Annotated in this window: 9 protein-coding genes; 5 read left to right on the forward strand and 4 right to left on the reverse strand. The window is 72.5% G+C overall.

Features of this window, described 5'->3' with window-relative positions:
• Positions 1-15: 15 nt before the first annotated feature.
• Entirely contained in the window at positions 16-2,358 is a 2,343-nt protein-coding gene (locus OHB00_RS03410) for a glycosyl hydrolase family 95 catalytic domain-containing protein (protein WP_406431053.1), read from the reverse strand.
• A gap of 241 nt (positions 2,359-2,599) precedes the next feature.
• Here OHB00_RS03410 and OHB00_RS03415 point away from each other — a divergent pair, with 241 nt between their 5' ends.
• Complete coding sequence (locus OHB00_RS03415) at positions 2,600-3,262, forward strand: polysaccharide lyase family 7 protein (protein WP_406431055.1); 663 nt, start codon at positions 2,600-2,602, stop codon at positions 3,260-3,262.
• A 10-nt stretch (positions 3,263-3,272) separates the two neighbouring features.
• Here OHB00_RS03415 and OHB00_RS03420 read toward each other — a convergent pair whose 3' ends face one another.
• Complete coding sequence (locus OHB00_RS03420) at positions 3,273-4,115, reverse strand: ricin-type beta-trefoil lectin domain protein (RefSeq protein WP_406431057.1); 843 nt, start codon at positions 4,113-4,115, stop codon at positions 3,273-3,275.
• Between the two features lie 386 nt (positions 4,116-4,501).
• On the opposite strand from OHB00_RS03420, the gene OHB00_RS03425 reads away from it, so the two are divergent.
• The 3 genes from OHB00_RS03425 to OHB00_RS03435 are packed head-to-tail and all read left to right on the forward strand — an operon-like array spanning position 4,502 to position 10,862.
• Positions 4,502-5,077: a sigma-70 family RNA polymerase sigma factor gene (locus OHB00_RS03425; RefSeq protein ID WP_406431059.1), complete on the forward strand. Its 576-nt coding sequence runs from the start codon at positions 4,502-4,504 to the stop codon at positions 5,075-5,077.
• Positions 5,074-6,258, forward strand: coding sequence for a hypothetical protein (locus OHB00_RS03430; protein ID WP_406431061.1), 1,185 nt, complete (start codon positions 5,074-5,076; stop codon positions 6,256-6,258). The genes OHB00_RS03425 and OHB00_RS03430 overlap by 4 nt, the downstream gene beginning before the upstream one ends.
• 59 nt (positions 6,259-6,317) lie before the next feature.
• The gene (locus tag OHB00_RS03435) at positions 6,318-10,862 is read left to right on the forward strand and encodes an FtsK/SpoIIIE domain-containing protein (RefSeq protein ID WP_406431062.1); all 4,545 of its coding nucleotides are present in this window, start codon (positions 6,318-6,320) and stop codon (positions 10,860-10,862) included.
• A 69-nt stretch (positions 10,863-10,931) separates the two neighbouring features.
• Here the strand turns inward: OHB00_RS03435 and OHB00_RS03440 are convergent, their stop codons facing one another.
• Positions 10,932-11,243, reverse strand: coding sequence for a hypothetical protein (locus tag OHB00_RS03440; protein ID WP_046730425.1), 312 nt, complete (start codon positions 11,241-11,243; stop codon positions 10,932-10,934).
• 46 nt (positions 11,244-11,289) lie between these two features.
• The gene (locus OHB00_RS03445) at positions 11,290-12,144 is read right to left on the reverse strand and encodes a hypothetical protein (RefSeq protein WP_406431064.1); all 855 of its coding nucleotides are present in this window, start codon (positions 12,142-12,144) and stop codon (positions 11,290-11,292) included.
• A 171-nt stretch (positions 12,145-12,315) separates the two neighbouring features.
• On the opposite strand from OHB00_RS03445, the gene OHB00_RS03450 reads away from it, so the two are divergent.
• The gene (locus OHB00_RS03450) at positions 12,316-26,085 is read left to right on the forward strand and encodes a hypothetical protein (protein WP_406446364.1); all 13,770 of its coding nucleotides are present in this window, start codon (positions 12,316-12,318) and stop codon (positions 26,083-26,085) included.
• Positions 26,086-26,104: the final 19 nt, after the last annotated feature.

A 26,104-nucleotide genomic window follows, 5' to 3' on the forward strand; every position in this document is an offset into this window, starting at 1 on the left:
TCTTCCGGTCGGTGGTTACGGCAGTCCCCACGCCGCGCCCGGTTCGCTGACGGCGACGGGGGCGATGACGAGGTCGGGGCGGGAGCCGGAGTGCACCAGGACCTCGCGGCCGCGGGGCAGGTCGATGGCGAGGGTGCCGTCGCCGAGGTCGTGGCTGCGGGCCGGGGTGCCGTCGTCGAGCAGGACGGTGAGGGGGCCGGTCAGGCCGTGCCGGAGCCTGAGGGGCTCGCCGGCCAGGCTGCGGATCCGGATGAACCTGGTGGTGCCCGCCTTGCGCACCGCGCTGACCAGGAAGGCGCCCTGGGTGCGGAAGTCGTGCAGGGTGAGGTCCGCCCAGGCGGTCGGGACGGCCGGGAAGACGCGGATGATGCCGCCCCAGCTCTGGCAGAACATGTCGTGCAGGGACTGCGAGGCGGACAGCGGGGTCTCGATGACCGGACCGGCCTCGGTGTAGTGGGTGTTGGCCCGGCAGGGGTAGCGGGTCGTGGGGTCGAAGAACTTGCGCAGGTAGCCGATGGCGGTGTCGCCGTCGCCCGTCATCGCGTACATGGAGGCGGCCCCGGTGTAGCTGTAGCCGCGGTGGGCGCCGGTCAGCGCGTGCCAGCGGACGACCGACTTCGTGATCAGGTCGCGGTTCTCGGGCTGGTCCCAGTTGACCAGGTACAGCGGGTACACCATCAGCAGGTGCGAGTAGTGGCGGTGGGACTGGTCGTACGGGGTGTCGGCGCCGATCATGAAGCCGTTGCCGTCGACCGGGTACGGGGTGAGCCGGGCCAGCACCTCCTGCCAGCGGGGCTTCAACTCGTCGTCGATGCCCAGCAGTTCGGCGGAGTCGAGGAGGGTCTGGCAGCCCCAGCGGATCAGGGCCAGGTCGTAGTTGGTGTCCTGCGGCGGGACGACCGGGTACTCGGGCGAGAGCGTGCTCGGCAGGTGCAGCTTGCCGTCGCTGCCCGGGGTGAGGAAGTGCCAGTAGTAGTTGATCGTGCGGCGCAGCAGCGGGTAGATCGTGTCGCGCAGAAGGGACTTGTCCATGGAGTGGCGGTACGACAGCCAGACGTTGTGCAGCGCCCAGGTGAGGTCACCGGTCTCGGCTCCGGTTCCCGGTCGTCCCACCTCGCGGTTGGCGAACATGTCGGAGCTGCGGCCGATGCCGGAGCTGTCCGTGCGGTAGGCGGCGGGCACGTTGGCGGTGAGCTGTTCCTGGTTCTGGCGCAGGGTGGTGGCGAGGGAGTCCAGTTCCGGGTGGTTGAAGGCGTGGATGAGCCAGTATTCGAGCTGGACGTTGAGATTCCACCAGACCGCCGGCCAGGGGGTGGGTTCCAGCCAGGGCCCGGAGGTGGCCATGACCGGGCCGTCGGCGCGGCTGGCGGAGGCGACCTTGTAGAGCTGGATCCAGTGGAAGCTCTGCAACCGCTGGTCGGGGAACGACACGAAGCTCTTCCGGTAGAAGGCGTGCCACCAGCGGGTGTGCCGTCGCCTGAGCGTGCTGTACGACACAGCGCTGCGCAGGTGCCGCCGGGAGTCCGCCTCGGCCGCGCTGTCCGACGGGAAGCTGTGGCCGACACTCACCAGCAGGTCGTCGCCGGTACGGCGGTAGGAGGTCGCCGTCTGGCCGCCACCGGTGAGAGGTTGGAGGACCTGTTCGGTGCCGTCGGCCGTGGTCCTCGTGGTCCAGGGCGGGTTGGCCGTGTAGCCGGCCGGCGGCGCCTCCTGGATCTTGCGCGGGCTGATGGCCTCCTCGGGGTGGAAGGTCCAGGTGACCCGTTCCCCGCCGGCGGCCGTGGCGCGGACGGCGAGGACCTCGTCGTGGATGAGCGCGGCGAGGGTGAGGGTGCCGGCGGTGGTGGTCACGGTGCCGGTGAGTTCGGCGTTCCACAGGCTGAGGCGCCAGTCGACGGCGGTGATGGTACCGACCGGTTCGAGGGTGAGGTGCCCGACGGGCAGGCGGGCGGTGCCCCAGCCGCTGCCGAACTCCGGGCGGTGGTCCTGGACGCGGCCGTGCTGGACGGTGAAGCGGATCTGGTTGGCGCCCGGTTCCTGGTAGATCATGCTGCCGAGCAGGCCGTCACCGAGGAACGGTCCCTCGTACCAGACGGTCGGCAGCCTGCTCCACAGCAGGTCCTGGCCGTGCAGGAACCGGTCCCAGGCGCCGTCGGTGGTCATGGTGTCGCGGAGTTTCCAGGGGCGTCTGGCGCCTGTGGCGGCCTTCTCCGGCCCCCCGGGGGCGGTCGCGACGGCCGGTTCCGTCGACACCGCGTGGGCGGTGCCCGGCAGGGTCACGGCCGCCGCGCCGCCGATGGCGGTGCCGAGTACGGCTCTGCGGGGCAACGGTGAACGTTTCTCCGGGTGCGAGGTCATCATCGTCCTCCATACCTGACGGATCATCGATACATCGGGTGTATCGGCGAACCTAAGGACCATGCGTGCACCTGTCAACAGCCCGAACACTGCGCCGATCTTGGCCCCTTGGGCCTGCATACGGGCTTGAGCTTCACGTTCACATCAATAACCTTGACCCAAGTCCTTGACTCCTCCGATGTATTGGAGTTGCCTGCGTTCGCGCTATCGCTCGCCACTCCCCCACCGGAAAGGACAGTCGATGAACCGGAGATCCCTCTTACGGGCCGGCGCAGGAGCGCTGTTCGTCCTCCCCTTGACCGACGCGGCCGCCGCTGCGGCCGTCGCCCCGACCGACGGGTGGACGCAGACCTCGTTCACCTACAGCTGGCAGAAGCCCTGGAACCTCGACCTGAGCGACCGGCACAGCTCCAGTGGGGGCGTCGAGCGGATGTGGGTGTACGCCACCGACGAGCCGTTCCAGGAGGGCAGCGGCACCGATCCGCGCACCGAGATGCGCTGGAAGGTCGACTACAGCACGGGCGGCCACATGTGGGACGCCGACGTCTACCTGCCGTCCGGCACCGACGGCGCGACCTTCGTGCAGATCCTGCGGAGCGTCCATCCCTCGGGCACCCCGGCGACGGACATCATGCTCGACGTCTACGACACGGGCGGGGGCACCGTGCGGTGGTACGACGGCACGGTGCTCAAGACCGGCGCCTACGGCACCTGGTTCAACGTCAAGATCGCCCACCAGGCGAGCACGGGCACCGGAACCGTCAAGGTGTACCTGGACGACTCCCTCGTCCTGACCGTCGACGACCGGGGCCCGGCCACGCGCTACTTCAAGAACGGCGTCTACAACCACGGTTCCGGCCGTGCGGAGGCCCGTTTCCGCAACCTCCGCTACTGGACCAGGTGAACGGCCGCGCTCAGCCCTTGCGCCACTTCTGGTTGGGGGTGCCGGCGCAGGTCCACAGCTGGAGCTTGGTCCCGTTGGCCGTGCCGTTGTCGGTGGCGTCTACGCACTTGTCGGCCAGGGCGCTGACCAGGTCGCCCTGCGCGCTGAGGTAGAAGAGCTGGGCGCGGTTGCCGCTGCACTTGGCGACCTGGATCGCGGTGCCGTCCGCGGTGTTGGCCCAGGCCAGGTCCATGCACAGGCCGAGCGAGCGGACGGTGCCGTCCGACTGGAAGACCCACTTCTGCTTGGCGGCGCCCGAGCAGTCCAGGATCTCCAGCCGGGTGCCGTCCCCGCCCCCGTTGGTGACGTCGATGCACCGGCCGGACCCGGTGCCGATGAGCGCGACGCCCGGGACGGTGGTGGTCTTCGTACCACTGCCGCCCGAGGAGGAACTGCCTGACGAGGACTTCCCGGACGAGGACGACTTGGAGCCGCCGCTCTTCGAACCGGACGACGTGGAGCCCGAGTTCGAGCTCGAACCGGAGCTGACGGAACCGCCGCCGGACTGCTGCCCGGCCGAGCCCGTCCCCGTGCCGCCGGCCGACCCGGAACCGCCGGAGGTGGTCTTCGCGGGCTTGTGCGCGGCGGTGTGCGAGGGGGACGAGGACGGCGACGGGGACGGCGAATCCGTGGTGGCGGAAAGCGTCGTCGGATCCCCCGCCGCCACCGCGGCGGCCGGCGTGGTGTCCGGGTCGGGGAAGAGGTCTACCCGGCCGAGCAGCGGTACGGCCAGGGCGGCGACGACGGTCAGTCCGGCCGCCGCGCCGACGGTCGCCCACACCCGCACGCCCGGTACGAGCCCGCGCCGGGGCACGGCGGGGCGGCGGGCGAAGGTGTCACTGAAACGTCCCGTCGGTGCGCCTGGCCGTTCCGCCGAGGGCCGGGGTCTGCGAAGGGGCGGCACGTCGTCTCCCGTAGGTCTGGTGAAGGTCCCGGAACGCCCGGAACACGCGGGGCACAGGAACAGTAACCAAGGCTCGGCACCGATCCGCCCACCCGCCCTCGAAGATCTTTCCGAACGTCACCTTCCGTCCACCTATGCGGAGTTGCCTGTGACGAATCTGTTGAAGTCCGGGACGAGGGCGGCTTCGGGAACTGGCGTTATTCGCGCTAGCGTTCGTGCCTGACACGACCCACAGTGACACAGAGCAACACCGCACGACAGCACCACAGCATCACCGACACCGGAAGGCGGAGGCCGTGAGCCTCATCGACCATGACCGCGCCGACGGCGCGGACCGGACGCTCGGCCTCCTTCTCGCGGAGCGCGACAGCCTGCGCCGCTTCGTGACCGGCATGATGGGGCGCGACCCCCACGGCGCGGAGGACGTCGTCCAGGAGACCCTGTTGCGGGCCTGGCAGTCGGCCGGCCGGCTGGACTGGCGGGACCGGCCCATCCGGATGTGGCTGTTCCGGGTGGCCCGCAACCTCGTGGTCGACGGCCGGCGCCGGGACCGGGCCGTCCCGGTGGGCATCACGGCGGCGGACTTCGGCAGCGCCGCCCCCGCGCCGGTGCCCGACCACTCCGAACAGGTCGGTGACCGCCGGGTACTGGTCTCCGCGCTGCGCACCCTCGCTCCCGCGCACCGCGAGGCCGTCGCCCGCGTCCATCTGCTGGGCCAGCCGGGCGAGGACGTGGCCCGCCAGCTCGGGCTGCCCCCGGGCACGGTCAAGTCCCGTACCCATCACGGCATCCGCGCGCTGCGCGCCACCCTCGAATCCCACGGCCTCCGCCAGAACGGGACCGAGCATCTCCGGGGAGAGACGACGCGATGACCTCCGACACGATCACCACCCTGCTCGGCCTCGTCGGCGTCCTGGTCCTGGTTCTCGCCGTCACCCACTGGCTGGTCCGGCGCGGCGGCGGCTGGAAGGCCCTGTGGCGGCGGCTCGGACGGGAGATCGGCCTGACCGCGAAGGCGTTCACGGGTCCGGTCCGCACGGAGCTGCGCTACCGGCGCGGTCTGCGCCTGCTGGTCCGGCTGTTGCGCGACCCGGCCGTGTGGACCGACGCCGAACGCGCCACGGCGCTGGCCGCGGGCGTCCGCCCCGGGGTCCGGCCCTACGGCGTGCTGGCAGGCCCGGAGTGGATGGCCGTGCTGGTCGCGGCGGACGGCGACGCGCTGCGCGAGCCGCCGGAACCCTGGGCGGCCGACGAGAGCGACCCCCGGCTGTGGTGGATAGACCGTGCCGATCTCACGGACGACGCCGCGGACTCGGCGGCACCACTGCTGGTGTGCGTGGGCCACGACATGGGGCACGCCGTGCTGCTCGACGTGCGTTCCGGGCCGCCCGCGTTGTCCGTGTACGGCCCGCCGCGCGCCGCCCGTTCGGCCCGTGCCGTACTCCAGGCACTGGCCGCGCAGCTGGACGCCCGGCTGCCGGAGGGCCGGGTCGCCATCGCCGCCGGCGTGCATCCGCGGCACCCGGGGGCGCCGGCCACGGCGGCCGTCGGGCAGCCCGGCATCGAGGTCGCGGTCTGCGCCGACCCGTTGGAGCGGCCGCTGCCGTCCGGTGTCCGGCTGCTGAGCCTGGGTGTGGCCCGGGGCCGGACCCGGCTGCTGGAGATCGCCCCGGACGCGGTGCTCACGGTGCACGGCGCGCCCTTCGCCGCCCGGGTCGACGCCCTGCCGCTGTCTCGGGCCGTCGCCCGGACGCTGGCCGCACTGCCGCCGTGCCCGGACCTCCCGCACGACGAGGCCGCGGGTTCGGCGGACACCGTGCCCGCGGCCGACCCCGGCCTGCTGCCTGACGAGCCGGACCTCGATGCCGGCGCGGCCCCCGCCGCCGGGCCGACCGGCGTCTCCGCGACCCGGCCGGCCACCGCACCCGCACCCGAGCCCGCCGCCACGCCGGTGCCCGCTCCGGCCGCGGCCGTCGAGAGCGACGACGACTTCGCGGAACCGAGCACCTCGGAAGCGGCCGGGGTCTCCGCGACCTCGCCACCGGCACGCTGACGCCGTAACCGCCGTACCCGTCCCCCGATCCCGTACGAACGAACGCCCGGCTGGGAGCCGTGAACCTCACCATCACCACCGTGGACGCCACGGACGGACAGCGCCGCGACCACCAGGTCCGGCTGCCCTCGAACGCCACCGTCGGCGACCTCGCCGCCGCCCTGCCCCAGGACGAGGCCGCCGCCACCGGCGGCGCGGACTGGGCGGCGGCCGGCACACCGCGGGCCCGGAACCTCTACGCCGGCGACCACCGGCTCGATCCCGGCACGCCGGTCTCCGGCAGCGGGATCCGCGACGGCGGGCTGGTCGGGCTCGGCGGCCCGGCCCGCCCGGCCGACCTGGTCCGGTTCCAGGACGACGGCGACCGGGACGGGGTCCTCGCCGAGGTGCACCTCGTCTCCGGGCCGGGGGCGGGCCGCACCTGGCGGCTCGGTCCGGGCAGTCACGAGATCGGCGCCGACCCGCTGTGCGCCCTGCGGCTGGACGCCGCCGACGGGGTGCCCGAGCACGGGCTGTGGGTGACCGTCGGCGCGGACGGCACCGCGGCCTGGCTGCGCATCGACGACGATCCCGAGGCCGCCGTGCGGGCCCGGCTGGCCTCGCCGCCGCCCGACGACGCGATCACCCAGCTGCGCCGGCCCCGCCCGCAGCCGCCGCGCGAACGCCCGGCGGGGCCCGGCCCGGTGCCCTGGCCGGTCGGTGAGGACCTGACGGTGGGTCCGGTGCTGCTGCGGATGAGCGCGCCGGTCGAGGCGGACGCGGCCGTCACGCCGTCCGCCGACGGCTACGGCGTGGACTACAACCGGCCGCCGCGGATCGCCCCGCACCTGGACGCCGAGCGGATCCGGCTGCCGCAGCCGCCGTCACCGCCGCAGAAGCGGCCGTTCCCGACCGTGATGATGATCTCCCCGATCGTCCTCGGTCTGTTCATGGTCAGCATCTTCAAGTCGTACTACTTCCTGGTGTTCCTGTTCCTCAGCCCGATGATGATGCTGTCGAACTGGGCGACCGGGCGCCGTGCGGCCCGCAAGCAGTTCCTGGAGTCGGAGGCGGCCTACGAACGGCGCCGTGACGTCCTGGAGGAGCAGGTCCGGGACGCGGTGGTGGGCGAGCGGCGGGTGCGGGACAAGACCGGCCCGGACCCGGCGGCGGTCGCGCTGATCGCGACCGGTCCCGGCGGCCGGCTCTGGGAGCGGCGCCGCCGCGACCCCGACCACCTGGTGCTGCGCCTGGGCACGGTGGACCAGCCGTCGGTGCGGGAACTGGAGGACCCGGCGCGGGACGAGAACCACCGCTCGATCCGCTGGAACATCCCCGACACGCCGATCGGCGTCGACATCGCCGCGCACGGTGTGGTGGGCGTCGCGGGTGCGGCCGCCGAGGTGCAGCCGCTGGCCCGCTGGCTGGTGGCGCAGGCCGGTGTGCTGCACAGTCCGCGTGACCTGAGGATCGTCGTCCTGACCGAGCCCGACCGGGTGGCGGACTGGGCGTGGACGCGCTGGCTGCCGCATCTGCGGCCGGGTACGGCGGGCGGTCCGGTGGTGCTGATCGGCAACGACCCCGAGTCCACCGCCGCACGGATCAGCGAACTCGTCTCCCAGGTGCAGTCGCGCCGCCGGCAGGCCGGCAGCGAGCGTGACGTGGTCTTCACCGACCCCGACGTGCTGGTGATCGCGGACGGGGCACGGCGGCTGCGCGACGTGCCCGGCATGGTGCAGGTGCTGACCGACGGCCCGCGGGTGCGGATCTTCAGCGTCTGTCTGGACGAACAGGAGCGGCTGCTGCCCGAGGAGAGCACGGGTGTCGTGCTCGCCGCCGACGGGCGGCTGACCGTGCGACGTCCCGGTGCGCCCGACCTGCCCGCGGTGCGCGCCGACCGGGTCTCCCCCGAGTGGTGCGAGCAGCTGGCCCGCGCGCTGGCCCCGATCCGCGACGTCAGCCCCGAGCACGACGCCGGACTGCCCCAGCGGGTGCGTCTGCTCGACCTGCTGGAGCAGGAGCCGCCCAACGCGCAGGCCCTGTTGGAGCGCTGGCAGACCGATCCGGCCTCCACGTCCTTCCTCATCGGTACCGGCTTCGACGGGCCGCTCTCGCTGGACCTGGTGCAGGACGGACCGCACGGCCTGGTCGCGGGTACGACGGGTTCCGGCAAGTCGGAGCTGCTGCAGACGTTCGTGGCCTCGCTGGCCGCCGCCAACCGGCCCGACGAACTCACCTTCGTGCTGGTCGACTACAAGGGCGGCAGCGCGTTCAAGGAGTGCGCCAACCTGCCGCACACCCTGGGCATGGTCACCGACCTCGACGCCCACCTCGTGGAGCGGGCCCTGGAGTCGCTCGGTGCCGAACTGCGGCGCCGGGAACAGGTGCTGGCCGCCGCCGACGCCAAGGACCACCCCGAGTACCGGGCCAAGCGGGCCGCCGATCCCTCCCTGGCCCCGCTGCCCCGGCTGCTGCTGGTCATCGACGAGTTCGCCACCCTGGTCCGCGAAGTCCCCGACTTCGTCCCCGGGCTGATCAGCATCGCGCAGCGCGGCCGCTCGCTCGGCATCCACCTGATCCTGGCCACGCAGCGTCCGGCCGGCGTGGTCACCGGTGACATCCGTGCCAACACCAACCTGCGCATCGCGCTGCGGGTCACCGACATGACCGAGAGCCAGGACATCATCGACGTCAAGGACGCCGTCGACATCTCCTCCGGCACCCCCGGGCGGGCCCTGGTCCGGCGCGGGCCGAAGCAGGCGGACCCGTTCCAGACGGCCTGGGTGGGCGCGGAGCGGCCCCGTCAGACCCCGGCGGCGGCCGCGGCCGAGCCGGAGGCCGGTCCCCGCAAGCCGGTGCGCGCGGTGGACGTGGGCTGGGACGCGCTCGGCCGCCCCGCCGAACTGCCCGCCGAGGCGAGGACGGTGACGGCCGCGCCCGCTCAGGGCCCGGCCCCGACCGACCTCCAGGCGCTCGTCGAGGAGATCCGCACCGCGGCCGACCTGCTCGACGACTTCACCCCGCAGCCCAGCCCCTGGCTGCCGCCGCTCCAGCGCGAGCTGGTCCTGGACGACCTGGACGAGCTCGGCGCCACCCGCGAGGGCCGCCTGGTGATCCCGTACGCCCTGGAGGACGTGCCGCAGCTCCAGCAGCGCCGGGTGGCCGTGGCCAACCTGGCCACCTTCGGCCACCTGTACGTCATCGGGGCACCCCGCTCCGGCCGCACCCAGGTGCTGCGGACCATCGCCGGGTCGGCGGCGCGGGCGGCGAGCACCGCCGACGTGCACATCTACGGCATCGACGCGGGCGGCGGCGGACTCACCGCGCTCGGCGCGCTGCCGCACTGCGGTGGCGTGGTCTCCCGGCACGACCTGGAGCGGCTGGGCCGGATGCTGCACCGCCTGAACCGGGAGCTCACCGAGCGCCAGGACCTGGCGCAGACGCACAGCGCGACCGGCATCGCCGAACTGCGCAAGCTGCTGCCGAAGGCCGAACGGCCCGCGCACATCCTGCTGTTCATCGACGGCTGGGACTCGCTGTCGGTCATCATCGACGAGCACGACCACGGCCAGCTCGTGCAGGAGGTGACCCGGCTCATCCGTGAGGGGGCCGCCGCGGGCATCCATGTCATCGCGACCTCCGAACGCTCCCTGCTCGGCGGGCGGATGGCCGCGCACAACGACCACAAGCTGCTGCTGCGGCAGGGCGACCGCAGTGACTACCAGGCGGTCGGCATGATGCCCAACAAGATCCCCGCCGACATCCCGCCGGGCCGGGGCTGGCACGTCCTCAGCGGCACCGAGACCCAGGTGGCGCTGCTGGCGGCCGGCGGCGGCACCGAGCAGGCGGAGGCGCTGCGCACGATCGGCGAGACGGCCCGCAAGCGGGACGCTCAGGTGCCCGACGCACGTCGGCCGTTCCAGGTGGCGGTGCTGCCGCGCTCGGTGGAGTTCGCCGAGGCCTACGAGAAGGTCGCGCGGACCGACCGGCGGCCGATGTGGGGGCTGCTCGGTGTCGGCGGCGACGAGGGCGGCCCGGTCGGCACGGACCTGGCGGGCTCCGCCTCGGCCTTCGGGGTGTTCGGCCCGGCCGGGTCCGGCCGCAGCAACACCCTCGCCTCGATCGCGGTGTCGCTGCTGGCCGGCGGTACCTCGCTGGTCGTCCTCACCCCGCGCGAGTCGCCGCTGCGCGCCCTGGAACGGCACGCCACGGCCACCGTGCTCACCGAGAACGACCCGTCGGCGGACACCGTGCGGGCGGCGCTGGACGCGCTGCCGGGGCCGAAGGTGGTGATGATCGACGACGCCGATCTGCTCACCAGCTCGGCGGCGGACAAGCTCCTCAAGGAGATCGCGGTCTCGGGCCGCGACCAGGGCCTGGGACTGGTCTACGCGGCTTCGGCGGAGGGGTTCCAGAGCGGGATGAGCGGCTGGACGCTCGCGGCCCGCCGGGCGCGGCGCGGTCTGCTGCTCGCGCCGAAGAACCTCACCGAGGGCGACCTGGTCGGCGTTCGTCTGATGCCGAGCGTGGTCCGGGCGACGACGCACCCGGGCCGGGCGTGGACGGCCGGACCGGGCGGGGCCCTGCTCGCCCTCCAGGTGCCGCTCACCCCGCTGCGGGCCTGACCCCCGCCGCACCGCACGAGAAGGGGCCCTCCCGGGAAGTCCGGGAGGGCCCCTTCTCGCCTGTCGGCGTTACGAGTTGTTCTGCAGGCTGCTGCTGATGCCCTGGTCGAACTGGATCGCGTTCTCCTTGATGCCGTTGAACATCTCGGAGAAGTCGTTGATGCCCTTCACGGCGGCCAGCAGGCTGGTGTCGAAGTTGTTGTAGGTCGTGCGGATGACCTCGCTGGACTGCTGGAAGACCATGCCGTCGTCGACGAGGGTGTTGACCCGGTTGCGCAGGTTGCTGAGCACCGGCAGCAGGTTCTCGTGGGCGTCGTGCAGCAGGCTCACGACCTCCTCGATCTTGTGGTAGTCGAGGTTGATGCCGTTGTAGCTGGCCATGGGGTTCCTGTCCGTTCCTGTCGGTCTCGATGCGGTTGTCGGGTGGTCACCAGGCGGCGGGCGTGGAGTTGTAGTCGTCGTCCCCGCCGCCGTCGTCATCGGTGTTGCCGCCCACCTGCTGCCAGTCCGGCTGGTTGCCGTCGGCGTCCTTGGGGCCGCGGGTGTACTCGGTACGGTCGCCGTCGCTGCCGGTGGTCACCATCGTGCCGCTGCCGTCGGAGTTGAGGTTGGTCTCCGAGTGCACGGTGCTGCCGTCCGGGTACGAGGTGTCCGTGGTGTAGTGGTTGCCGTCGCTGGAGTAGTTGGTGACCGAGGTGTACGTCTTGCCGTCGTAGGTGACGGTGGACTCCTCCTTGATCACATGGCGCTGGTCGTCGAGCGTGAGGTGCGTGTGGACGCTGCCCCGCTCGGTGGTGATCGTCTGGTCCAGCGGCGGGTCGCCGGGGTCGGTGGCGGAGCAGAAGTCCGGCATCTTGCCGTCCGGGCCGGGCACGCACTGGTCCAGGTGGGACTGCTTGTAGTCCCACAGGTCCTTGTCCCGGAAGTAGTTCTGCAGGCCCAGGTTGCTGCCCGTGATGCCCATGCCCTGGGCGAGTTCGGAGTCGAACGACAGGAACGCCTCGCCCACCGAACCGAAGGCGCCCGCCAGCTCCTTGAGGCCCTTGTCCGCGTGGGACATGGTGCTGCTGGCGTTGGAGTAGAAACCCGAGAGTGCGTCGGCCAGGGTCTGGTCGCCCAGGACCGTCAGGGCCTCGCTGGAGGTGTATCCGTCGTAGTCCGTCTGGCCCAGCCGGGAGAAGGTGCTGTTGTCGAGGAGCGGACCGATGTCGCCGGCCAGGTTCTCCAGGTCCCGTTTGGCGTCGTTGAGGACGTTGTATTCGATTTTCAGGCTGTCGGCCATGAGTGGTCCTCCCAGTCGCGACTCCGGTCAGTTGGACCACGCCGCACACCCCTCGCCGGTTCACCTCGGACGGCGGCTGTAACCCAGATCACGTGAACCACAGCGGCCGCTGGGGCGTGGTCAGTTGGGGAGTGACCGCCCCGAGCCCCGCAGCTTCCGGGAGGAACTCGTATGCCACGCCCGACCGACTGGAACGCGATCGGGCTGGACAGCGACCCCACGCCGGGCGAGCCCGACCAGATCCGGGCGCTGTCCACCGAGCTCAACCACCTGGGTTCCGAGGCCCGGCGGATCAGCACGGCGATCGACGCGGTCATGAACACCGCCGGTGACAGCGTCTTCGTCGGCGAGGCCGCCGACGCCCTGCGCGACAAGGTCAACGACCGGCTGCGCGGGCACATCGAGGACGTGGCGCAGTCCTTCGAGAGCGCGGCGACCGCGCTGACCACGTGGGCGGACAAGCTGGTCGACCTCCAGTCCCGTGCCGACGGCGCGCTCAACTCGGGCCGCGGGCTGTCCGAGGACGATCCGGACCGGGAGACCTACGCCTCGACGGCCCGGCAGGCCGGCACCGAGCACGGCGAGGGCGCGGCCGCGGCGGCGAGCAGCATCTCGGGGGTCTCCAACATCCAGCTGCCTATCTCCAAGTGCCAGATCTTCTGGGAGGCGTTCCAGTGGCTGGCGATCATCCTGATCGTGCCGGCGCTGATCTTCGGCGGCCCGATCGCGCTGCTCGCCCTCGGTGTCAACCTGACCCTCTTCATCAAGACGATCGTCGACTTCGCCAACGGTGACGCCAGCTTCCTCGACCTCTTCCTCGCCGGACTGGGCATTCTGGCGCCGACCACCAAGGCGCTGCCGATCTTCCAGATCATCAAGGGCGTCGGTACGACGGCCTTCGCGAAGGGCTTCGCCAACATCGCGCGGGGCACCTTCCAGGCCCTGCGCAACCTGTTCACCAACGGCTTCCGCCCCACGACCCTGCTGCTCGGCCTCAAGGACCTGGTGCGGCTCGGCAGCACCTGGGTCTACAAGGGCGGCCTGTGGGTGCTGGACGGCATCCACAACCTGCCCAACATCATCAGCCACGGCGTCAACTCCGTCAGCCTGACGGTCGTGCAGGGCTTCAAGGCCATCCCCGGCTTCGTACGCGGGCTGCCCGAGACCCTCTCCCGGGGCTGGCAGACCACCAAGGAGTGGGTGGGCCAGGAGTTCGGCGGTACCAAGTGGCTGCGCATCTTCCTTCCGGTGGACGCGGCGGAGATCGGCGAGTACGGCTTCGCGCGCGCCCTGCGGATCAGCCTCTTCGACCGCGGTGTGCTCGGGCAGCACGTCTTCGGCGCCCCGATCACCAGCGGCATCGGCCGTACGATCAGCTCGGTCCCGGTCGACCCGCGCACCGTCGACGCCCTGGTCGACATGCCCCGCATCCAGCTGAACGAGGTGCGGTTCGGGGCGGGTTCGGGGCAGAGCAGCATCCGCAACCTCGACCTCGACATACCGAGCACGCATCTGGACGTGACCTCCACGCTGCGTCCGCCGTCCCTGAACCTGGGCGACGTCGGCGCGATCGCCCACCGCGGCAACTTCGGCGTCCACGCGGCGCGCACGGTGGACGCGCTGGTCGACATGCCCCATGTGCAGCTCGGCAACGTGCGCGTGGAGAACTTCGGCGCGCTGGGCGGCCATTCGGAGCTCGGGGTGAGCGCCGGCGCCACGCCGACCATCACCACCGCGTCCGGCCTGCACGTGCCCGCCTCGGCCGGTGTCCCCGGCGCCACCCACGGCATCACCGGCACGCCGGTGACAGCCGTCTCCGGGGCCGCCCACACCACACTCACCGGGCTGCCCCCGACGCCGGCGAGCCTCACCTCCCACGCGGACGTGCTGCTGCCGGGTGGCGCGCACAACTCCACCCACGCGCCGGGCAGCACCGTCCTCACCGGCACCCACGCCACCCCGCCGCCGGTCGCGGCCACGCCCGGCCACCTGCCGACCGCCAACCCGACCGCGGGCACCCTGCACTCCGCGTTCACCGGCACCCCGGACGTGGGCACCGTGCACGCGCCGGGCACCCCCGGCATCGGCGCCGCCCACACCACGCTGACCGGCACGCCGGGCACGAACATCGCCCACACCGCGCTCGGCTCTGCCCCGGCGCCCGGCGCCCCGCACGACGTGACGGCGCCGCACAGCCTGCTCACCGGCCCCACGACCGTCGCCCACCCCTCCCCGACCGGCATCGGGCACGGCGGGCCGGGCAGCGTCGACGCCGGAGTCTCCGCCTTCGACCTGCTCGCCGGCACCCGCCACAACACCCCGCACTCCCCCGTGGCGCCCGGCACCGGCGACGCCCTCGCCGAGCGCACCACCAGCGCCCTCAACGCCAACCAGACCCGCCTCCACCTCGACGAACTCGTCCACCAGCCGGGCTCGCCGCGCCCCGGCACCCCGGCGGAGCGGCTGCCGCACGGCTCGCCGTCCCCGGCGCCCGGGACGCCGGACCGGCTCATGATCAGCACCGGCGGCACGCACGAGCCTGCGCCGGCCCCCGTGGGCGGCTCCGGACACCCGGGCCCCGGCGGCGACCACAGCCTCTCGGCCCTCGACCTCGTCGACACCGGCCGCAGCGCCCGCACCACCGACCGCCCCGCCTTCGCCGGCGCCCCCGCCCACACGGACACCGACAAGGGCCTGGCCGGATCGGCCGCCGGAACGTCCGGGCATGCCCCGGAGCACCTGCCGGAACAGGGCGCCGCGTCCTCGGCCTCGGGCGACAGGTACAAGCTGCAGTTCGACGAGTCCGCCTTCAGCCATGCCGGGAACGACTTCGACGGGGTCAAGGTCGTCACCGACCGGATGAGCGCCCCCTACCTCGACGGGGCGAGCGTCGACTTCGTGGACACGGTCGAGAAGCAGGGCTTCGCGATCGACATGCCGTCCGGCTCCGCGAGCCACGGCGGCGACGCCTTCGACGCCGCGCCGTCGGCCGCCGCCCACTCCGACGGCTTCGACGAGCTCCTCAAGGACCCCAACGTCGTCAGGGTGCCCGGCGACCATCAGCTGGCGCTCAGGGCACCGCGCACCGGCACGCCCGAACTCCACGGCGGCGCGGTCGAGTCGGGCCTGTACACCGTGGAGAAGCAGGGCACCGGCATCGTCGTACGGCAGCTGGACGCCGTCGGTGGCACGGTGGCGCACAGCTGGACGTTCAAGCGGCTGGGCGGCATCCGCCTCGCCGAGGAGACCGTGCGGTTGGGCGACGGCCCGTTCGGCGGGGTGAGCGTCAAGGTCGCGGGCAGGTCCGTGGACTCCGTGAGCGACGGCGCCGGTACCTGGCCGGCGAAGCTGAACGGCGAGGACGAGATCGTCGTCGCCTCCACCTCCGGCAGCCACGTCTACAGCCGCGCCACCGGCGACCTGCTGCGCACGTCCACCCCGGACGTCACCCTGCCCCCACGCCCGGCCGGACTCACCGGCTCGGCCGCGGACAGCTGGGACGCCGCCGCCCACGCGGCCCGCGGGCACATGGGCAAGGCTGCCGCCGACAACGACACCAAGCTCTTCATGCAAGGCGTCATCGGAGGCGCCTTCACCTCGAAGAAGGGGTACGGCGGCTTCGTCAACCCCAGCGCCCTGGAGGCCAACCCGGGCCTGGTGAGCAAGGTCAGGCAGTTCAACAAGGTCGCCGGCGACCTGATGTTCGAGGGTCCCAACCAGCGCATGACGGTGTGGCGGGGCGTGTCCATGGACCCGCGGGCCGCACAGGCCGACGTGTTCGTGGAGCGGCTGCCCGCCTCGACCTCGAACAACCGCGCCTTCCAGGCGGAGTGGGCCAAGAACGGCGTCAACAGCAACCGCGTCGTCTTCGAGATCGACGTTCCGGCCGACCACGGCAAGCTCGCCATGGCCTACCCGCCCGGGTACGAGAAGGCCGCCGACGACGCCCTCGCGCTCAACCAGGACCAGTGGGAGGTCACCCTCTCGCCGACCCGGCTGGTGCGGACCGGGCCGGCCCGGGTCGAGAACGACGGCATCACGGTCGTGCCGGTGCGCGCCGAGCAGATCCCGGAGGCCCAGCTCGACAAGCTCATCAACGAGAAGTGGTCCGGGCTGCCCTCGGGCGAGGCGTTCGAGGACTTCGGGCGGGCCTTCGGTCAGGACGCGATCCGCCGTTGGGAAGGGCTCGGCGACGCGGTCGTACGGGAGGGTGGTGACGGCCCGAACGTGAAGACGTTCACCGTCGGCCGGCCCGGTTACGCGGACGAGATGACCATCACGGTCACCCACAAGGTGAACGACAACGCGGTTTCGGTCACGATCACCGGCGGCGAGCGCACCTTCACCAGGGAGTGGAGCGGCACCGGTTTCAACGACCTCGCCGCCGACCTGCGCGGACACGTCCTCCACAACAACGAACTGCTCAGCTCCCTGCCGACGCCGACGTCCTGGGGCAAGGAGCTGCCGAGCCCGGCCCACCCCACCGCGGCACACGACACCCCCGTCCCCAGCCCGGCCCGGGGCACGCCCGACACGGAGACGGCCCTGCCGGGGTCCGCCCACGCCACTCCGGACACGGATGGGGCCGTACCCGGGACCACCCACACCACCCCCGACCCGGAACCGGCCGTACCAGGCACGGCGCACGGGACCCCCGACACGGCGCCCGCACCGCGGCCGGACACCCCCCGTGCCGGTGGTGGCCAGGAACTGCCGGGGCGGGGAACGCGGCTCACGCCGGCCCAGCTCGAGGAGGCCTGGTTCCGGGACGGGCAGCGCGTCGACGCGTTGTTCGGCCACGCGGACGACCCGCTGCGGCAGGCCCGTCGCGACGCCTGGCGGGACCATGTCCAGGCACGGTACGACCTGGGCCGGGCCGAGGAGGACCTGCTGCCGCACAACGGCCCCGCGGGCAGCTCCAACGGCCCCACCGTCGCCGAGCTCAACGCCCGCAGGAACGTCGACACCGCCCGGCAGCAGTACGACGCCACCCGCACCCGCCTGACCGACCTCGGCGTCAACCCAGTACACATGGAGGCCGAACTCTCCGCCCTGCGGCAGCTCAGTCTGAAGGAGCGGCCCCGTGCGCTCGGCGGCACGGCCCTGCCCGCCGACAGCGCGACCCCGCCGCCCGCCCACTCCGCTCCGACCCTCCACAGCGAGACGCAGGCGGCCACCTCCGTGACGCCTCAGCAGCGGCTGGCCGAGATCCTCGGCGAGCACACCGAGGCCCAACGCGGGGTGCACCAGGCCGAGATCAACCTCGACAACGCCACCACCAAGCAGCGGCCCGGAGCGGAGACCGCGCTGGCCAAGGCGAACGAGGAGGCGTCCCGGATCACGATCCGCCTGGACGACGCCATGACGCAGGCGCTGACCGAGGGCCGGCTCTCTCAGCGCGACCTCAACCTGCTGGTCGACCAGTTCGCCGGTGCCGGTGACATCCAGCGGGCCCTGCGGTTCCAGGAGCACGCTCTGGGTCTGGACGCCCAGGCCCGCAACGCGCCCGACGCGGCCCACGCGGACCAGTTCATCAGGACCGGCCAGGAGATCCAGGAGCAGTCGCTCGAACTGCGCGGGCTCACCCAGCGGTTGGAGGACCTGGTCAAGGCGGGCAAGAAGACCCCGCAGGAACTCCAGGCCCTCTCCCAGACCCTCGACAGGACGGCCCACACCTTCGACGCCTCCCTCCGGGGTTTCATCAAGGACGCCGCCGAGCTGGGCGGTGTCTACACCCTGCGCAACGAGCACGCTCCCGTCTCCACGGTGGCCCACCTGCTCGCCAGGACGGTCGACGAGGCCGTCAGGGCCGCCAGGCCGGGCGAGTCCATCACCCTCAAGAGCTTCCTCGGTACCGAGGCCTCGATCACCCGCCTGCAGCGCGCCATGCCGGCCAAGGCCCGCCGCTTCCGGACCGAGAAGGCGTACGCCGAGGTGCCCACCGGCCAGCAGTGGAAGGCCGAACTGCCCGGCTCCCAGGCCCAGTGGAAGCAGGTCTTCGGCGACTTCGAGGACTTCGGCAAGCTCTCCAGGTCGCAGCAGACGGAGTTCGTGCAGAGGCTGTCCGAGCGGAACATCAGGCAGCTGCGCCAGGAGGTGGGCGACCTGCTCAGGAACATGCCGCCGGCGGAACGCGCACAGTTCCAGAAACTGCTGGACAGCCTGAAGAACCTGCCCTATCGCATCAAGCACGCGACTCCGGCCTACCACGCCATCGCCAACAGCGGAGTGATGTCCTCCCAGGGCGACCTGGCCCGACGGGGCATCAGGTTCCTCGCCTCCGGCAAGAGCTCGGTGAAGAACACCTCCAACCTCGGCAACGACGACTTCGTCTTCTTCCGGATGGAAGCAGGCGACAAGCCGATGGCGACGCGGTACGGGCCGACCACACTCGTCTTCGACGCCAAGGTCCTTGAGGAGAAGGGCGGTTGGGTGTCGCTGCACGACCAGCTGCACCCACTGGACCGCGAGACCATGCGCGACCTGAAGTTCGGCGACGACACCGTGCGCAGCGCCAGGTACGACGACGGCTTCGACGAGATGGGCAAGCGGGCCCGCTGGACGTACGAGTACCCGGGCGGCGGCGAGCCCCGCACGGTCTCCTTCGACCAGGAGGTCTTCCACGGGGCGCACGTCCAGAAGGCGCTCGCCCTGTCGGTGGTACGCGAGGTGCACCGGATCGGCGGCGGCTTCAAGGACGACGTCCTCAGGCTCGCCCAGGGGCCGGTCGACGTGGAGAAGATGGGCGCGGTCGTCTCCAAGCTGTACCGGCCCGAGGCGAAGTTCGGCTCCGGGCTGCCCATCAACCCGTTCGAGAGCAGTGTCCACTCCGAGTGGCCGAGGCCGCTCATGGTCCACGACGCGGACGGCGACGGGCGCTATCTCGCCGACGGGACGGTGGACCCGGCCGCGCGGGCCGCGGGCAAGGCGTTCGACGAGGCGTCGGACAAGCTGCGCCAGGCCGACAACGCCGTCGCCAGCAACAACAGGAAGGCGCAGCGCTACAACCTCAACAAGGCACAGCCCCTCGCCGAGCAGTCGGTCAAGCTGACGCAGGAGTTCCACGACATCGCCCAGGGCGCCCGCAAGGACATGGCGAAGGGGCTGCTCGACGAGCGGGTGAAGCTTCTCGACACCATCAACGGACGTATCGACGCCCTGAAGCAGGGGCCCGACCCGGACGCGGTGAAGGCGCAGCCCAGGCCGGCCAGGAACCAGGGTGCCGGGACCTCCTCGTCGGCCGCCGCGTCGAACGGACCCAACCTGAACACGCTCCCACAAGCGGCCGAGGACGCGCTCGGGGCCGTGCCGGGCATCAGCGAACAGATGAAGAAGATGGTCCGGGCACTCGGCAACTCGGACGGCTTCCGGTCCCTGCCGAACTCCAGCGACGGCACGCAGACCACGGCGGCCGTCAACCTGGGCAGGACCGCCTTCGACAAGGCGTACAAGCACCTGTTCAAGGCGAAACTGGTCTACGGTGACGGCGCAGGCCTCCACTTCACGGACGAGGGCCGCCGGCTGTTCCTGCCGCCGAGCGCCGACACCAGGACGGCGGCACCGTCCCGGTCGGGTGCGACCGACGTCCACACGGCCCCGGCCCACGCCCGACCCGAGCTCCCGCACACGCCGTCGGGCGCCGACACCAAGGCCCCCGCACTCACCGGCGACGGCCTCCCGTCCCACGGGCCGGCCACCACCTCCTCGGCACCGCACGACCTCGGCACCGGCTCGCCGGCACCGCACCACGCCGACACGGACACCGTGTCCCCGGCTCCTCACGACTCCGACATCAAGGCCACGGCACCTCATGGCAGCGACAGCAAGTCGCCTGCCCCGCACCCCCTCGACTCCGAGTCCGCCCCGCCGCTGGTCAAGGAGGGCGACACCGCCGTCTCGGATTCCACGAACCACGGCGCCGCCGCGCACCCCATCGAGGCGGAGTCCGCCCCGCCGCACCTCTCCGACACGACCACACCGCACCGTCCCGCCGAGACCGAGGTGGAGACCTTCCAGCCGCACCCGCTCGACACCGAGACACGCACACCGCACCTCGCCGACACCGAGACACGCACACCCCACCTCGCCGACACCGAGACACGCACACCCCACCTCGCGGACACCGACACCACCCCGCCCCACCCCACCGAAACCGACGCGGCCGCACCGCATCTCGACGACATCCACCCGGCCGCACCCCACCGTGGCGGCGACGGTGACTTCGCGTCGATGCCCCCGAGGGACGACACACGGCTCGGCGGCGGCCGGTCCACGCGGCCGCTCGGTGACGCCGTCCTCGACGACATGCTCAGGCCGCCCCGGCGGACCGGCGACACCACCGGGACGACGGCGCCCGGCACCGCTCACCCGGCCGCGCCCGACCTCCTCGACCGGGCCGCCTTCCGCCGTAGCACCTACCGGGAGAACGGCATCCGCGCCCGCTCGCAGATCCGGTATGTCGACCGTGCTCTCGACGCCTTCCACCGCGTCCCCGCCGACCAGTTGGGGCAGCGGGCGGAGGCCCTCGACAACCTGGCGGACGCGGCCCGGCGCTTCCTGCGGGACCGCCCGGACTCGGTCCGCCGGGACGGAGTGGAACAGCTGCTGAACCAGGTGCGGGCCGAGGCGAACGCCTACCGGCTGCTCGACGACTTCCGGCGGCTCGGCGGCGACGGGGACGGGCTGGCCGGCCGCACCCGGGCCGCGCTCGCCGCCGGCGGCACGACCCCGCACACGCAGACCAGGCTCCAGACGATGCTCGACAGCACGGACCGGTCCGCGCAGGCCCAGCGGCAGATCGACGCCCTGAGCCTGCTGGACGGCACCCCGCCGCTCCGGAACACCGGTGACACCACCCTCGCCGCACCGGCCCGGCCGGACGGCGACACCACCCCTGCCGCACCCGCCCCGCCGGACCGCGGCAAGGGCCCGGCCGTACCCTCCCGGCAGCCCGGTAAGACGCCGTGGGCGGAGGATTCGGCGCGGTTCGACGAGTTGCTGGGCGGCGACGGCCGGCCGTTCCGCGAGGCCTGGGTCGAGCTGTCGTCCGCCCGGGCCGAACTGAACCGGGTCGAGGACCTGCGCGCCGCGCCGGGCGGAGCCAGCACCTCACACGGTGTCAGCGCATTCGACGTGCAACTCAACCACGAACTGATCGCCGCCCAGGACCGGTTCCGCACCGCCTACACGAACCTGCAGGACCTCGGTGTCCAGCCGGCCGAGATCGAGGCCCGGGTCCAGGAGATCCAGCTGGCGGCCACCCGCCGCGGCGCGACGCTGGGCGCGGGCACGCGCGACACGCTGCCCGACACCACCCCGCCCGCGGTCGACCACATCGCTCTGAACAACTCGGGCGTGAGCGGGCCGAACGGCCTGACCATCGAGCGCAGCGTCGGCCAGGACGGCGCGATGACGCTGCGGGTGGTCGACCAGCAGTCGCGTCCGGACCCGACGCGCACGGTCGTCGCCCGCCCGGACGGCGGTTTCGACGTCCGGCACACTCCGTCGGACACCGTCGACACCTACACCGCGAACGGCGACCGGATCGCCTACGACATGCCGCTGCTCGGTGCCGCCGGCCGGCCGGCCGGGCTGCGTCTGCACGTCGACGTCAACGGCCACGGTACGCGCCAGGCGCTGACGGTGGGCGGCCCCGGAGCCGACCGGCTGACCGCCTTCCCGCTGCCCGACGGGGCAGCGCGGATCACCCATCTCGACACCGGCGTCACCCAGCGCGTGGACGCCCTGGGTATGCGGCTCGACGAGGGCGTCCAGCTCACCGGTGGGGACGGCGTCCCCACCGGGACCGACCGGGTGTGGGTCACCGACGGCGCCGACGTCCATGCCACCGATCTCGCGGGCAACCGTCTGGACCTGCGGGTGCGGGACCTGGGTGACGGGAACGGCGTCAGGGTCACCGACGAGACGACCGGGGTGTCCGTACGCCACGACGGCCAGGGCCGCCTCCAGGAGACCGGTGTCTCGCTGACCGACCCGCGGGGCACGCGCGGACAGCGGTTCCTGGCCGACGACGGCACGGGCCGCTTCACGCTGACCGACGCGTCCGGTGCCCGGCAGTCCCAGACGGTCACCGCGCTGCCCGGCGGCTCCGGCTTCCGGGTGACCGACGAGACGAGCGGTGCGACCAGCAGGTTCACGGCCGACGGCCGCTACCAGGACACCGGCCTCGCCCTGTTCGACCCCACGGCGAACACACGCGGCGGCCGGATCGTCGTACCGGACGGCGCGGGCGGTCACCGTCTCACCGACGCGGCGGGGCAGCCGCTGCCCCAGCGTGTGATCGCGGTCGGCGGCAACCGGCCGCGCACGATCGACGACGTCACCGGCGAGTCCGTGCTGTACGACGCCCAGGGCCGCCCGGTGAGCACCTCGACCGCGCTGGCCGACCCGGCCGGCGGGCCGCGCGGCGGCCGGTTCGCCGAGCCCGACGGCGCCGGGGGTCACCGTCTCACCGACGCCGACGGCACCCCGCTGCCCGGCACCGTCACCGCGCTCCCGGACAACGGCGGTTTCCGCACCGTCCACGACACCGGGCACCGCACCTTCGCGCCCAACGGCGACTTCGCGGGCGACGGGCTGCGGCTGACCGGACGGGACGGCGTACCGGCCGGACATCTCGACCGGCCGCTCGGCGCGGCTCCGCACTGGCTGGACGGCACCTTCGCGGCGGACCCGGCGCGGGCGGTCACCTTCGGCCCGGCCGGCCACATCGAGATCGCGCGCCCCGGGGGTGGCCACCAGGTCTTCGACCAGAACACCGGACGGTTCGTCCAGGAGACGGTCCCGCTGCCCGGCGGCGGCCACCGGACCACCCGGGCCGACGGGACGTTCACCCGGTACGACAACCAGGGCGCCGTCACGGCCACCGGCACCCCGCTGCCCGCCGGCCACGGCGGACGCTTCCTCGTCATTGATCCGCCGACCGCGGCGCACCCCGCCGCCTGGCTGGAGGACGCGGACGGCGGCAGGCTCGCGCACTGGGGCGCCGCCCGGCGGCCCGACGGCACCACCCGGATCGCCTTCGACGACCGGACCAGCCCGCGGCACGGCGAGTTCGTGCACCTGGCCGCCGACGGCGGCGTGGCCCGGCAGGGCTTCAACGTGCTGGACAACGGGCGGCGCACGGACCACCGGTACGTCGTCGACCACACGACGGGCACCTGGGAGCGGACCACCAGGTCCGGTGCGCCCGTGGCGGCCGGGTCCTTCCACCACGGCACCGCCGACCTGTCCGGCGCCGCGAGCGGCCACATCAAGCTGCTCAGCTCGACCAAGAAGCAGGTGCCCGTCTTCGAGCGCCGGGTGCTGCCCGGTGCCTCCGGTGACGTGGTCGACTCCTTCCGCCGGACCGACACGATCGACTTCGCCCGCACCAACCCCCGTACCCACTGGGTGCGCTGGGACGACACCGGCACTCCGGTCGGCACGGGCAGCCGGCACCACGACACGGCGGGTACCGGCTGGCGCGACACCGACGGCTGGGGCCGCACGGTGCGCGAGTACCGCGACGGGCTGCAGAAGTTCGACGGCCGGACCGGCCACACCCTGGGCGTCGACAACGGCAACGGGGCCTGGACCTGGCACCGTTACGACGGCGACGGCAAGGTGATCGCCTCGGGTCCGCGGACCCGTGAGCGCGTCGGCAGCGGCTGGACCGACCGCACCACGGACGGCCGGATCGCCCAGCGGCAGTGGGGCATGGCCGAATGGCCCGAGCGGGCCGGCCAGTACCAGGAACACGCCATGAACCCGGCCGACGGGACCCTCCGTGCCACCTGGGAGCGGCACTCCCCGCACGGCAAGGAGGTCGGCAAGCGCGAGGCCTTCGGCGACGGCTTCCTGACCACCGACCGCTGGCGCGAGCAGCGGCCGCCCACCTGGGTCCGCACCCGCTGGCTGGCCGGCGCCGAGCACGTCCGGCGGCCGTACGCCCATGTCCGGGGCGACGACACCTACCAGTTGTTCACCTGGACGAAGGAGGCGGGCGACGGCGCCACCACCTCCGGGGTGCGTTACGTCGGGATGGACGGCAGCGCTCTGGACCTCGCGGCAGACGGCACCTTCGCGCGCTTCAGCGGCAAGCTGCACGACGGCACGTCCCTGAAGGTCGGCGATCACGCGGCGCGCCCCGCCCACGCCCCGGCCGACCCGGCCGGCCTTCCCTGGCAGGCCGGCGACCTCAGGGGATACCGCGAACCGCTCGCGAACGACCCGGAGGGCAGGCTCTGGCAGGACGTCCACCAGGACGCCGACGGCGTCACCCGGACCGCCCGTGAAGGCCGCCCGGGCGGGGTCGTGCGGGAGTTCACCGGTGACCGCACCTGGGTGGACCGGGACCCGCACGGCAATCTGGTCGGGCAGAGCCACGCCAACCCGGACGGCACCGGAAGTGTGATCCAGGGCTCCGGCCGCGCCGACTCCGGTCGCTGGACCTGGCGTGAGCTGGACGCCCAGGGCACCGAACTCGGCACCGGCCGACGGGAGTTCTTCCGTGGCTCGAACGACTCGCGGCTGCCCTGGGACGACTCCTACCGGGACTACGACGGCAACGGGAACCTGGTCCGCGAGCGCCGGATGCTGGACTCCGGCCGGTACGTCGACGCCTGGCGGGACAACCAGGGCAACTGGCACGCCGGCGCCCACGAACGCGACGGCACGCCCATCGCCGTGGGCAACGGCGAGCAGGTCCGCCGCTGGTGGAACGGCAGGGCCTGGCAGGACCGGTGGACGGACGGCGCCCGCCACTTCCGTGACGAGCTGCGCGTCCCCGGCCAGGCCGCGCCCACCGTCCTGCGCGAGACCCCGTTGCACAACGGCGGACCGCTGCGGGTGCGGGCGTACAGCACGACCGTCACGCAGAACACCCCGGCCGGCTCGGTCTGGAAGGAGTTCGACCACGGCAGTGTGGTGCGGGAGCGCAAGGCGGACGGCGACGGGTTCCTGGAGACCGACGCCTGGCGTGGCCAGTGGAACCGTTACAACAGGAACGGTGATCTGATCGCCCAGCGCACCGACAGCGGCCTGGTGTTCGAGCGGGACACCTTCAGCACGTGGCGGCTGACCGGCAACGAGTACGACTTCCGCGGCGCGCTCACCGAGATCCGCGGCTGGGGCCGTACCACCCGTGAGGCCCAGCGTATGCCGTGGTCCGGCACCGTCCTGCCCGACGGCGACGCGGCGCTGCGCGAGGCGCGTTACGAGCCGTACTGGCAGACCGTGGCCAAGAAGGCGGCCCTGGAGTTCGGTCAGGAGTTCATCCTGGAGTTCGGCGCGAACCTGGCCGTCAACGGGATCGTGGCCGCCGTCCAGAACAAGCCGTTCACCGGCAAGGACGCGCTGAAGTCGTTCGCCAACGCGGCGGTCGGCGCGGGCATCAAGACCGGTCTGAGCACGGCGGTGCACGAGAACCGGGCTCTCGGGTTCGAGAGACTGGGCCGGTTCAAGGCGGGCATCGCCAACATCGACGGCGGCAAGCCGTGGACCCGGCGTCCCCTGAACCATGACAAGACCTGGGTCAACGAGTGGGCGGGCAACGAGACGGCGACCCGCTGGCGCGGCGGCATCTACGACTACTCGTTCGGTGTCTTCAGCAGTGCGCTGTCGGGCTGGGTCAACGGCAGCATGAACGCGGCCGTGTGGGGGGTGACCGACGCCGACGGGCAGACCTTGAAGCTGCACGGCGGGGACGCGGTCTGGGAGGGCGGGATCAACGCGGCCGCCTCCGTCACCACGGCGGCCACCACCGGACTGGTCAAGAACGTGTTCGTGATGAGCGCGGGCGGCCGGCTCTTCCACCGCCAGGGCTTCGCCGACTTCTGGATCCAGCTACCCTTCAAGATCTTCGAGAAGACGATCCAGTCGCTGTACCTGACCAGTTCCTATCGTGCGAGCATCAATCCCACGTACTACCAGGCGCCATGACCGGGCAGCGGCGATCACC

Origin of the sequence: Streptomyces sp. NBC_00631, assembly GCF_045206895.1 — a bacterium.
Lineage (GTDB): Bacteria > Actinomycetota > Actinomycetes > Streptomycetales > Streptomycetaceae > Streptomyces.